The sequence below is a fragment of the Massilia sp. DJPM01 genome (assembly GCF_030348125.1).
GTDB classification, from domain to species: Bacteria; Pseudomonadota; Gammaproteobacteria; order Burkholderiales; family Burkholderiaceae_D; genus Telluria_A; species Telluria_A frigida.
Genome location: NZ_JAQOZV010000004.1, coordinates 245232 through 256566, shown reverse-complemented (window position 1 = coordinate 256566; position 11335 = coordinate 245232). Strand labels below are relative to the sequence as shown.

Below are 11335 nucleotides of genomic sequence, written 5' to 3'. Positions count from 1 at the left end.
TGGAAGGGACCATACAGGCAGCATAGCGCATGCCACCCGGACTGCCATCCCCGGCGTTCGTTTTCCGGTTTATTCATATTGATATTCGGACACCTCATATTGCCGATCGACATCACTGGCGCGAATAATGCATATAGCCGTGAATTTGGCATTATTGACGGCAGTGATATGAGGCATCATAAATCGAAATTTTCTTTATAACTGAGACTCTCTTATACTGCACTGCAACAACGCAATTTAATCCCCAGGAGAGTTCCAAATGAGCAGCGCCACCTACATCCAACCGACGAACCAAGGCTTCCGCCATTACCTGACCGACGTCAGCAATGCGGCGCGTGCCTTTGCCGCAGCGCTGTTCGCAGCGCAAGAGCGCCAGTTCATCACGCAGGAAGTAGCGCTCAAGCCAACCCAGAACGACCGTGCGCGCATGCGCAGCCACCGCAAGCTGATCGTCCTGGCGAATGCCTACCAGCATATGCATCCTAGCCTGGCGGCCGAACTGCGCAACCTGGCAGCGCGGGGTTGATCATGGAAGTGATCGAATATCTCCCGGGCGCCCTGGCCGCCATCGCGTTTGTCGTGCGCGTCGCCATCTTCTTCCGCGACGGCCCTGAGCCGGAGCAGGAACAGCAAGACGCATAAGTTCCCCCGGCCGCGCTCGCGGCCGGATGCATTTCCCGCGCTGCCACCGCTGCGGTGCACAAAACGCTTCCCTCCGGACAACTCATACCAAAATATTTTATCTTGCGATATATTATCCAGATACATATTGAGTGACGTCTCCAAGCCATGCCCAAACCGGACAATCCATTTGACCTTGCACGCTTCACCGAAGGCGCGGACAAAGCCTGCGCCCTGCTGAAAGTGCTGGTCAACCGCGACCGCCTGCTGTTGCTGTGCCAGCTGTCTCACCATGAGCGCAACGTGGGCGAGCTGGAACAACTGACCGGCATTCGCCAGCCGACACTGTCGCAGCAGCTCACCGTGTTGCGCAACGAGCAACTGGTCAGCACCCGGCGCGCCGGCAAGCAGATTTTTTACTCGCTGAGCAGCGCGCAGGCGACGGCCGTCATGGACGTGTTGTATCAGCAATTCTGTTCACCCACCCCGGAGCAACACGACGATGCCATCACTCCACGCTGACCTGATCCGCGCGCTGGCGGGGGGCGCCCTGATCGGCCTCGCCGCCGCCATGTTCCTGTTGCTAAATGGCCGCATCGGCGGCATCAGCGGCATCCTCGGCGGGCTGCTGCGCCCGGTGCGTAGCGAACTTGGCTGGCGCATCGCCTTCCTGCTCGGGCTGGCCCTCTCCCCGCTGGTGTTCGCGCTGTTCGCTCCCCTGCCCCTGGTGCATGTCGGGGCCGGCAAGGCGAGCCTGATCGTGGGCGGCCTGCTGGTCGGACTGGGCACCCGCTACAGTGCTGGCTGCACCAGCGGGCACGGTGTGTGCGGCATCGCGCGCCTGTCGCCCCGCTCGCTGGCCGCGACCGCCGTCTTTATGCTGGCCGGCTTCGTCACCGTGTTCGTGCTGCGCCATCTGTCCGGATCGGGCGCCTGATGAAATACGCCAGCACAGCCTTCATCAGCGGCCTGGTGTTCGGCCTCGGCCTGATCCTGTCAGGCATGACCGATCCGGCCAAGGTGATCGGTTTCCTGGACCTGGCCGGCGCCTTCAATCCCGCCCTGGCGTTGGTGATGGCCGGCGCCATTCCAGTGGCGGCCATTGCCTTTCGCATCGCGGCCCGGCGTTCAACCACACTGCTGGACGGAGCGCTGCACCTGCCCGACGCGCGCAAGATCGACCGGCGCCTGCTGATCGGCGCGCTGACCTTCGGCGCCGGCTGGGGCGTGGCCGGCTACTGCCCCGGTCCGGCGCTGGCGTCGCTCATGACAGGCGGCGGCGATGCCTTGCTGTTCGTGGCGGCGATGGTGGGCGGGATGCTGCTCTTTGAATTGATCGAATCGGTCCGCAAGGCGCGCCGCGCCCCGTAAACACGAGCACGCGTTGCGCCTCCGGCACGCTCGTGCACACGGAAAACGCGCGACCGACAAGCCGCCCACACCCCGCCGCGCCTGCGCTAGAATGCGATCCTGCAACTTCTCGCATTTCCTTTCATTTCCTCTCGAACTGTATTTACCATGCGCCTACTTGTCCTTCCCCTCCTGGCCGCGATGTGGGCGATCCCCGCCGTCGCCGCCACGCCCATCAGCCTCGACCAGGCGATGGCTCACCCCGACTGGATCGGCACGCCGGCGGAAACCGCCTGGTGGAGCTGGGACGGCAAGCAGGTGTTTTACAAACAGAAGCGCACCGGTTCCCAACTGCGCGACATCTACCAGGGCGCGCCCGGAAAACCACGCCTGGTGGGCGACGCCGAACTGGCCAACCTGGACAGCGACAAGGTCATCTACAACCGCGAGCGCACCCGCTCGATCATGCTGCGCAACGGCGACCTGTTCGAGCGCGACCTCAAAAGCGGCGCGCTGACCCAGATCACGCGCGGCAGCAGCGGCCTGGCCGCGCCCCAATACGCCGCCGATGGCCTCAGCGTGCAGTTCCGCGTCGGCCACGAATGGCTCGGCTGGAACCGCGCCGACCGCCTGATCTCACCGCTAGCCGCGGCGCGCGCCACCAAGGACCCGGACGCCGCGCCGGATGCCGACAACCTGCGCGACCTGCAACTGCGCCTGATCTCCACGCTCAAGCGCCAGAAGGACGACCGCGACGCGGGGCGCGAGCGCGTCGAACAGGAACGCCGCGCCGATCCCACGCGCGCACCGGCGCCGATCTACCTGGGTGATAAAGTCGTCATCGACGGCAGCGCGCTGTCGCCGGACGGCCGCTGGCTGCTGCTGGTGACCGCGCCCAAGGCCACCGACAAGGGCCGCGTCGGCAAGCTGCCGCGCTACGTGACCGAATCGGGCTACGAAGAATTCGACGACCAGCGTCCGCGCGTGGGCCGCAACGCGCCGGTGTCGCACACGCTCAAGCTGGTCAACCTGGCCACCCGCGAGATACGCGATTTGTCCTTCGACACCCTGCCCGGCATCGGCATCGATCCGCTGGCCGACCTGCGCAAGGCGCAAAAACTGCCTGAGCTGAAAGGCAACCGCGTGGTACGCGTGGACGACGACGGCGCCGCCGTCGAATGGAACCGCAACGGTACCGGCCTGGCGGTGATGCTGCGCGCCGCCGACAACAAGGACCGCTGGATCGCCACCGTCGACCTGGCCGGCGCCACGCTCAAGCCGGTCCACCGCGTCACCGACAACGCCTGGGTCAACTCGGGCAACAACGAATTCGGCTGGCTGCCCGATAACAGCACGCTGTGGTACCTGTCCGAAGAAAGCGGCTACGCGCACCTGTACACCCGCGCCAGCGACGGCAAGACGCGCGCGCTCACGCAGGGCAAGTGGGAAGCGACCCGCATCCAGTGGTCGGCCGATGGCAGCACGGCTTTCATGATGTGCAACCCGAAGAACCCGGGTACATATGAAGTGTGCTCGGTCTCGGCCGTTGATGCCAAGCTGCGCGAAGTGACGGCGCTCGAAGGCGTGGAGCAGTTTACGCTGTCACCGGACGAACGCAAGCTGCTGGTGCACTATTCGTCGAGCTACATGCCGGCGCAGCTGGCGACCGTCGCTGCCAGTGGCGGCGCACCAGTCAAGCTGACCGATACGCGCTCGCCTGATTTCAGGGCGCGCAGCTGGATCGAACCGCAGTACGTTGCCGTGCCGTCGACCAAAGGCGCGGGCCAGATCTGGGGCAAGCTGTATCGCCCTGCGAATCTGGAACCGGGCAAGAAGTATCCGATCGTGATGTTCGTGCACGGCGCGGGCTACCTGCAAAATGTGAGCAAGCGCTATCCGGTGTACTTCCGCGAGCAGATGTTCCACAACCTGCTGGTCGAAAAGGGCTACATCGTGCTCGATCTGGACTACCGCGCATCCAGAGGCTACGGGAGCGCCTGGCGCACCGCGATCTATCGCCAGATGGGCTATCCGGAGCTGGAGGATTATGTGGATGGCGTCAACTGGATGGCGGCGAACCACCAGGGCGACCTGAAAAACGTGGGCGTGTATGGCGGCAGTTATGGCGGCTTCATGACCTTCATGGCGCTGATGCGCGAACCGGAGATGTTCAAGTCGGGCGCGGCGCTGCGGCCTGTAACCGACTGGACGACTTATAACCACGAGTACACCGCAAATATCTTGAATACGCCGGATCTCGATCCGGAAGCGTACCGCAAGTCGTCGCCGATCGAATACGCCGACAAGCTGCGCGGGAACCTGCTGATCTCGCACGGGATGGTGGACGATAACGTGTTCTATCAGGATTCGGTGCGCATCGCGCAGCGCCTGATCGAGCTGAAAAAGGATCACTGGGAACTGGCCAGCTATCCGCTGGAACGGCACGCGTTCGTGCAGCCGGAGAGCTGGTATGACCAGTATCGCCGGATTTACCAGCTGTTTGAGCGGACGTTGAAGTAACGGTCCGCGCACTTACCGCTACCCCGCAAACCGTCGTTCCCGCGCAGGCGGGAACGCATGCGTCACCCCCCAAGTTCGTACCGTAGCTGCAGGCGGCTTAAAAACTTGGGTTGCCGTGGGGGCGCCTAGCCCTGCGCGGGAACGACGTTATGGACGGCGATGGCCTAATCCGACACCGCAAGAAAATCCAGCAACGTCAACGCCACCACCTTGGTCGCCTTGCGCAAATCCTCCAGCGCCAGGCGTTCATCGGCCTTCTTCGCATTCGACTCCGGCACCGTACGCGGCCCCGCGCCATACAGCACGGCCGGAATCCCATGCTCCCCATACAAACGCGCATCGGCATACAACGGCGTGCCCTGCGCCGGAATTTCCTCGCCGATCACCTGCTTGCCATTTTTCTGCAGGCTCGCCACCAGCTTGTCCGACCCCGGCAACGGCCGCAGCGCATGCGACAGCAGCAAGCGCCTGATCTCGACCCGAATCCCCGGCTCGCCGCGCACAGCATCCTCGATCAGCGCCCTCACCTGCGCCTCCACCGCGACCGGATCTTCTTCCGGAATCATGCGCCGGTCCATCTTCATCACGACCTTCCCCGGCACCACGTTGGTGTTGGTGCCGCCATCGATACGGCCCACCAGCATGGTCGGCGAATCGATACCCGCCACCTTCGACTTGATTTTTTTAAGTTCCGGCAGTTGCCCGTAAATTGCATTCAGGATGCGCGTTGCAGCCTGCAGCGCATCGTGCCCGGTCTCCGGCATGGCGCCATGTCCCGACTTGCCATGGACAGTAATTTCCAGCTGCAGGCAGGCGTTATGCGCCGTGACGATGTTATAGCTGAAGCCCGCCGCGATGACGAAATCGGGTTTGGTCAGCTTTTGTTCGAGCAGCCAGCCCGGCCCCAGCAAACCGCCGAACTCCTCGTCGTAGGTGAAATGCAGTTCAAGCCCGCCCTTGAGCGGCACGCCCAGTGCTTCCAGTGCGCGCACGGCAAAAATATACGTCGAAAAATCGCACTTCGACACCGCCGCCGCGCGTCCATAAATGAAGCCATCTTCGACCACGCCGCCATACGGCGGATGCACCCAGCCTTCGCCCGGCGGCACCACGTCGCCATGCGCATTGAGCGCGATGGTCGGCCCGCCCGCCGCATACGGCCGGCGCACGATCAGGTTGGTGATGCTCTCCATGCCGTAGTCGCGCACCGCCTGTGCCGGCACCGCATGTTTCTCGGCGCTCCAGCCGAATGCCTCCACCATGCTGGCCACGGCGTTCGCGTGCGGCGCATTGTTCCCCGGCGGCGTGTCGGTCGGGATGCGGATCACCTGCTGCAAAAACGCCACCTGTTCATCGAAATGGGCGTCGATCCAGTCAATCAGTTTTTCTTGTGCTTGCATTGTCATTGCAGTTCTTCCTATTTAGCGCCGGCTTCAAACCACGCGGCGACCTGCGCGCGCTCGGCATCGGTCATGTTGGTCAGGTTCGCGATCGGCATGGCCTTGAGCTGCACCGACTGCTGGTAAATCTTCGCTGCGTTCTGGTGAATCAGTTCCGCGTTGTGCAGCATGATGCCGGCCGGTGCGCTGGCAAACCCCGGCTGGGTCGGGCGCTCGGCATGGCAGGTCGCGCAGCGCTGCATGATGATGGCCTGCACCTGCGCGAACTGCGCCGCCGGATCGGCGCCGGCAACGGGAGCCGCTGGCGCATTGGGCGCGATCGCAATGGCCACCGCCGCCAGCAGCGCCACGCCGGCCACCGGATACTTCCACTCCACACGGCCCTTGTGGCGCAGGTTGAAGAAGTGGCGGATCAGCACGCCCGCCGCCATGATCCCGGCCAGCACCGCCCACGCATGCTCGTGGCGGTACGTCATGGCGTAGTGATTGCTGATCATGATGAACAGGACCGGCAAGGTGAAGTAGTTGTTATGCACGCTGCGCTGCTTGGCCTTGAGGCCGTGAATCGGGTCAGGCTTCTGGCCCGCCATCATCGCGGCCACCATCTTGCGCTGCCCCGGAATGATCAGCATCAGCACATTGGCCACCATCATGGTGCCGATCATGGCGCCCACGTGGATGTAGGCCGCGCGCCCGCTCAGGTATTTGTTCAGCACATACGCGCTGGCGACCAGGAACAGGAACATCACGATCCCGAACGGCAGCTCGCGCTGGCCTAGCGGGGAGCGGCACAGCAGGTCGTACACCGTCCAGCCGACAACCAGGCTAGCGATGCCGATGCCGATCGCCTGCCACGAACTGAGGTCCGCCACGGCCTTATCGACCATCATCGCCTGCGCATTGAAGTAGTAGACGATGGTGAGCAGCGCAATACCGGACAGCCAGGTGGAATAGGCTTCCCACTTAAACCAGTGCAGTTCCTTCGGCAGTTCCGCCGGCGCGACCAGGTATTTCTGCGGGTTGTAGAAGCCGCCGCCATGCACCGCCCACAATTCGCCCGATACGCCTTTCCTGGCCAGGTCGGAACCCGGCGCCGGGGGGCGGATGGTGTTGTCCAGCCAGACAAAGTAAAACGAGGCGCCGATCCAGGCGATACCGGTGATCACGTGCAGCCAGCGCACAATGAGGTTGAGCCATTCGAGGCCGTAGGGGATCAGGTATCCGAACACTTCCATGGGGGTTCCTTGTTGCGTGGGCTGCGGCGATAGTAGCGCGATTTTACCCACGATAAACTGATTCAAGTGCGACAACATGAAATATGGCGTATATTCGACATACTCGAATTCATATACATACCGATGTCCAGCCTCCCCCAACACCTTGACCTGCACCTGATCCGCATTTTGTACCTGCTGCTGGTCGAAAAAAACGTCTCGCGCGTGGCGCTCAAGCTCAATCAGCCGCAGCCCTCGATTTCGGCATCGCTGCGCAAACTGCGCGAACTGACCGGCGATCCGCTGCTGGTGCGCGGCGCGCGCGGCATGGTGCCGACCCAGCATGGCGAAAGCCTGCTCAAGCCGGCCAAGCGCATCCTCGACGAAACCGAGAGCCTGTTCGTCAAGAAGTCGCCCTTCGTGCCGCAGGAAGAAGCGCGCACCTTCCACATCGCCGCGCCGGATTACCTCGACAGCCAGTTTTTACCGAACGTGGTGGCGGCGCTACGGCGCGGTTCGCCCAACAGCCGCGTGGTGATCCACAGCCTGGGCGGCGGCGTCGATTACATCCGCATGCTGTCGGACGGCGACATGGATCTCGTCATCGCCAACTGGGACGAGCCACCGGCGCACCTGCACATCTCCAAGCTGTTCGAAGACCCGATCATCTGCACCATGCGCGCCGACAGCCCGTACGCCAAACGCACCGCCAGCGATGCGATGACGATCGAGGATTACCTGTCCCTGCCCCACGTGGCGCCATCGCAGATGCTGCCCGGTTACCACGGCGTGATCGACTCTTTCCTCGAACGCCAGGGCATGCAGCGCACGGTGGCGGTGGAATCGGCCTATTTCGGCCTGATTCCGTATATGCTGACGCAGACCGACCTGGTACTGACCACCGGCCGCCAGTTCATGCGTTTTTACGAAAAGACGCTGCCGCTCAAGAGCTTCACGGTGCCGGTGAAATTCCCGCCGATGCGGTTTTACCAGTTGTGGCACGAACGCGTGCACCAGGCGCCCGAGCACAAATGGCTGCGCGACCAGGTCAGCGCGGCGGCCAAGGCGCTGGTACAGAAGTAGCGATAGCGGTTATCAGCTGGCTCGTATAGTCGCAAAGCGGCCAGCGCTTATGATCGATCATCAAAGATGGAATACCGAAACATGACTACATTGACGGATTTGAACAGCTGCGACGCGGCGGCCTTTGTCGGCACCCTGCACGGCATTTACGAACACTCGCCGTGGATTCCGGAACGCGCATTGTCGGGGCGCCCTTTCGCCACCGTTGCGGCGCTCAAGTACGCGCTGCAAACGGCGGTAACCAAAGCCAGCGTCGACGAACAGCTTGGCCTGATCCGCGCCCACCCCGAACTGGCCGGCAAAGCCGCCATCGCGGGTGAACTGACGCAGGAGTCGACCAATGAGCAGGCCAAGTCCGGCCTGAACCTGTGCAGCGCGGAAGAATACGCGACCCTGCACAAGCTCAATGCCGACTACAACGCCCGCTTCGGCTTTCCGTTCATCCTCGCGGTCAAGGGCCCGGACGGCAACGGCCTGACGCGCAGCGCCATCATCGAGACGTTCACGCGGCGCCTGAAAAACCAGCGCCCCGACGAGATGGCCGAATGCCTGCGCCAGATTCACCGCATCGCCGAATTGCGCATCAACGACCTGCTCAAGCTGGTTCCCATATTCGGTCCCACCGTGATGCAATGGGCCGAGACCATCGGCGCGTGGAGCGAAGCGGATGATGGCCTCACGTGCTCATACATGACCGGCGTGCACCAGCGCACTGCGGCGCAACTGGCCGAATGGATGCGCGACGCCGGCATGGAAACCTATATCGACGCCGTGGGCAATGTGGTTGGGCGCTATCTGTCGGCTGACCCCGATGCGAAGACGCTGATGACCGGTTCGCACTACGACACCGTGCGCGATGGTGGCAAGTACGACGGGCGCCTCGGCATCCTGCTGCCGATTGCGGTGGTACGCCACCTGCACGAGCGCGGCGAACGCCTGCCCTATCATCTCGAAGTGGTCGGCTTCGCCGAGGAAGAAGGCGTGCGCTTTCGCAGTACCTTCCTGGGCAGTAACGCGGTGATCGGGCAGTTCGACATGGCGCTGCTGGAGCAGGTCGATGCCGACGGCGTCACCATGCTGCAGGCGCTGACGGCGGCCGGCCACCATCCGGCGGCGATTGCCTCGGTCGCGCGCAATCCGGCCAATCTGCTGGGCTTTGTGGAGGTGCATATCGAACAGGGGCCGGTGCTGCTGGAGCGCGGCCTGGCGGTGGGCGTGGTAACAGCGATTGCCGGCAGCTCGCGCTACCTGGTGGATCTGACCGGACTGGCCAGCCATGCGGGTACCACGCCCATGAACATGCGCAAGGATGCGGCGGCTGCGGCGGCGGAGATCGTGCTGCTGGTCGAACGGCGCTGCAGCGGCGCCGGGTCACTGGTGGGAACGGTGGGACAGTTACAGGTGCCGAATGGGTCGGTGAATGTGATTCCCGGCCACTGCAAGCTGTCGCTGGACATCCGCGCTGCGGACGACGCCGTGCGCCACGCGGCCGTCAAGGAGATATTGGACGGTATCGAGGCGATCTGCGGGCGCCGGCATGTGGAAGTGGAGATTGAACAGATCGTGTCGGCACCGGCCGCACCATGCGCGCCAGCGCTGATGGACCAACTGGGCGCCGCTATCGAACGCGCCGGCCTGCCGCGTTATGACCTCGCATCCGGTGCGGGGCACGATGCGATGGCGATGGCAAAGATCACCGATGTGGCGATGCTATTTACACGGTGCGGCAATGGTGGGATCAGCCATAACCGGCTGGAGACGATGACGGGTGATGATGCCGAACTGGCGGCGCAGGTATTGCTCGATTTTTTGAAGAACCTACTCTAGCGTCGTTCCCGCGCAGGCGGGAACCCAAGTCCATCGAACAGTTAACGGCTCCAGATGTAACTTGGGTTGCCGTGGGGGCGCCTAGCCCTGCGCGGGAAGTCGGTTCTGCCAGTGGCAGAAACGACGATTAGGGCGTCAGCACGACCTTCCGGCACTCATCCTCTTTTTTATCGAACATCTTGTACCCCTCCGCCGCCTGCGACAGGTTCAGGCGATGCGAGATGATCGCATTCGGATGCAGCTTGCCTTCCTCGATGAACTTGAGCAGCTCCGGCATATGCTTCTGCACGTGCGTCTGCCCCGCCTTGATTCCAATCCCCTTCTCGAAGATATCGCCAAACAGGAAGCCGTGAATGAATCCGGCATACAAGCCAGGCACGCTAACAGTCCCACCGCGCCGCACGGCAGCGATACACTGGCGCAGCGCCTTGCCGCTGCTGCCTTCGAGCTTCAGGCTGGTCATCACGGTTTCCACCGTACTGCCCTTGGCCTCGAAACCGACCGCCTCCACCACGCCATCGACACCGCGCGCATCGGTGTGATCGAGGATGAACTCCGCAGCGTCGCAGTCGTCGAAATTGATCGGAATGACACCATACGTCTGGCGCGCGAATTCAAGCCGGAACGCATGATGGTCGACCATGAAAATCTTCTCGATCCCCAGCATGCGCGCACTGGCCGCCGCCATCTGCCCCACCGGCCCGGCACCGAAAATCGCCAGGCTGCCGCCCTTGCCCACGCCCGTATTGAGCACCGCCTGGTAACCGGTCGGCAGAATATCGCTCAGGAACAGCACCTGCTCGTCGGCCAGCGTATCCGGAATCTTGATCGGGCCCACATTCGCCTTCGGCACCCGCACGTACTCGGCCTGCCCGCCCGGCACGCCGCCATACAAATGACTGAACCCGAACAGCGCCGCGCCGGAGCGCAGGCTTTTCTTGTTCATGATCGAACCACGATCCGGATTGGTCCTCTCGCACGCGGAATACAGATCCATGTCGCAGAAAAAGCAGCTGCCGCATGCGATCACGAACGGCACCACCACGCGGTCGCCCTTCTCCAGCTTGGTGACGCCGCCCCCCGTCTCGACGACTTCGCCCATGAATTCATGGCCAAGGATATCGCCACTTTTCATCGCCGGAATCTTCCCGCGGTACATGTGCAGGTCCGACCCGCAGATCGCGGTGGCAGTCACTTTCAGGATGATATCGTCCGACTCCTGCAAAATCGGATCGGGAACGTTGTCGACCTTGACGTCGTTGCTGCCGTGATAGGTTAAAGCGCGCATGAACTGTCCTCCTCATGGAAAAGGACAGCGTA

11 protein-coding genes are annotated in these 11335 nt (G+C 62.9%); 8 read left to right on the top strand and 3 right to left on the bottom strand.

Annotation, left to right across the window (positions count from 1 at the left end; translation table 11 throughout):
* The 6 genes from PO883_RS05020 to PO883_RS04995 form a co-directional block, all read left to right on the top strand.
* The coding region (locus PO883_RS05020) for a hypothetical protein (RefSeq protein WP_289308751.1) at nucleotides 1-201 on the top strand (201 nt) is incomplete at its 5' end.
* A gap of 58 nt (nucleotides 202-259) precedes the next feature.
* Nucleotides 260-526, top strand: coding sequence for a hypothetical protein (locus PO883_RS05015; protein ID WP_289308750.1), 267 nt, complete (start codon nucleotides 260-262; stop codon nucleotides 524-526).
* 263 nt (nucleotides 527-789) lie between these two features.
* Entirely contained in the window at nucleotides 790-1143 is a 354-nt protein-coding gene (locus PO883_RS05010) for a metalloregulator ArsR/SmtB family transcription factor (protein ID WP_167086513.1), read from the top strand.
* Complete coding sequence (locus PO883_RS05005; RefSeq protein ID WP_289308749.1) at nucleotides 1124-1558, top strand: YeeE/YedE family protein; 435 nt, start codon at nucleotides 1124-1126, stop codon at nucleotides 1556-1558. Before PO883_RS05010 ends, PO883_RS05005 begins: the two co-directional genes overlap by 20 nt.
* Nucleotides 1558-1992 (top strand): DUF6691 family protein, encoded by a 435-nt coding sequence (locus PO883_RS05000; RefSeq protein ID WP_289308748.1) that lies wholly within the window; start codon nucleotides 1558-1560, stop codon nucleotides 1990-1992. The genes PO883_RS05005 and PO883_RS05000 overlap by 1 nt, the downstream gene beginning before the upstream one ends.
* A 147-nt stretch (nucleotides 1993-2139) precedes the next feature.
* Nucleotides 2140-4491: a prolyl oligopeptidase family serine peptidase gene (locus PO883_RS04995; RefSeq protein ID WP_289308747.1), complete on the top strand. Its 2352-nt coding sequence runs from the start codon at nucleotides 2140-2142 to the stop codon at nucleotides 4489-4491.
* 164 nt (nucleotides 4492-4655) lie between these two features.
* Here the strand turns inward: PO883_RS04995 and PO883_RS04990 are convergent, their stop codons facing one another.
* The gene (locus PO883_RS04990; RefSeq protein ID WP_289308746.1) at nucleotides 4656-5897 is read right to left on the bottom strand and encodes a M20/M25/M40 family metallo-hydrolase; all 1242 of its coding nucleotides are present in this window, start codon (nucleotides 5895-5897) and stop codon (nucleotides 4656-4658) included.
* Between the two features lie 11 nt (nucleotides 5898-5908).
* Nucleotides 5909-7126 carry a urate hydroxylase PuuD gene (locus tag PO883_RS04985; protein ID WP_289308745.1) on the bottom strand — a complete coding sequence of 406 codons (1218 nt, stop codon included), beginning with the start codon at nucleotides 7124-7126 and terminating at the stop codon, nucleotides 5909-5911.
* Between the two features lie 123 nt (nucleotides 7127-7249).
* Between PO883_RS04985 and PO883_RS04980 the strand changes: the two genes are divergently transcribed.
* Entirely contained in the window at nucleotides 7250-8188 is a 939-nt protein-coding gene (locus tag PO883_RS04980; RefSeq protein WP_054266540.1) for a LysR substrate-binding domain-containing protein, read from the top strand.
* Between the two features lie 81 nt (nucleotides 8189-8269).
* Nucleotides 8270-10015 (top strand): allantoate amidohydrolase, encoded by a 1746-nt coding sequence (locus PO883_RS04975; RefSeq protein WP_289308744.1) that lies wholly within the window; start codon nucleotides 8270-8272, stop codon nucleotides 10013-10015.
* Nucleotides 10016-10142: 127 nt separating this feature from the next.
* On the opposite strand, the gene PO883_RS04970 is transcribed toward PO883_RS04975, so the two are convergent.
* Nucleotides 10143-11303 (bottom strand): zinc-dependent alcohol dehydrogenase, encoded by a 1161-nt coding sequence (locus PO883_RS04970; RefSeq protein WP_289308743.1) that lies wholly within the window; start codon nucleotides 11301-11303, stop codon nucleotides 10143-10145.
* Nucleotides 11304-11335 lie beyond the last annotated feature (32 nt).

Coding starts and splice junctions, on each gene's coding strand:
- PO883_RS04975 (WP_289308744.1), top strand. CDS start 8,270: ATGACTACATTGACGGATTTGAACAGCTGCGACGCGGCGGCCTTTGTC.
- PO883_RS04980 (WP_054266540.1), top strand. CDS start 7,250: ATGTCCAGCCTCCCCCAACACCTTGACCTGCACCTGATCCGCATTTTG.
- PO883_RS04985 (WP_289308745.1), bottom strand. CDS start 7,126: ATGGAAGTGTTCGGATACCTGATCCCCTACGGCCTCGAATGGCTCAAC.
- PO883_RS04990 (WP_289308746.1), bottom strand. CDS start 5,897: ATGACAATGCAAGCACAAGAAAAACTGATTGACTGGATCGACGCCCAT.
- PO883_RS05015 (WP_289308750.1), top strand. CDS start 260: ATGAGCAGCGCCACCTACATCCAACCGACGAACCAAGGCTTCCGCCAT.
- PO883_RS05010 (WP_167086513.1), top strand. CDS start 790: ATGCCCAAACCGGACAATCCATTTGACCTTGCACGCTTCACCGAAGGC.
- PO883_RS04995 (WP_289308747.1), top strand. CDS start 2,140: ATGCGCCTACTTGTCCTTCCCCTCCTGGCCGCGATGTGGGCGATCCCC.
- PO883_RS04970 (WP_289308743.1), bottom strand. CDS start 11,303: ATGCGCGCTTTAACCTATCACGGCAGCAACGACGTCAAGGTCGACAAC.
- PO883_RS05005 (WP_289308749.1), top strand. CDS start 1,124: ATGCCATCACTCCACGCTGACCTGATCCGCGCGCTGGCGGGGGGCGCC.
- PO883_RS05000 (WP_289308748.1), top strand. CDS start 1,558: ATGAAATACGCCAGCACAGCCTTCATCAGCGGCCTGGTGTTCGGCCTC.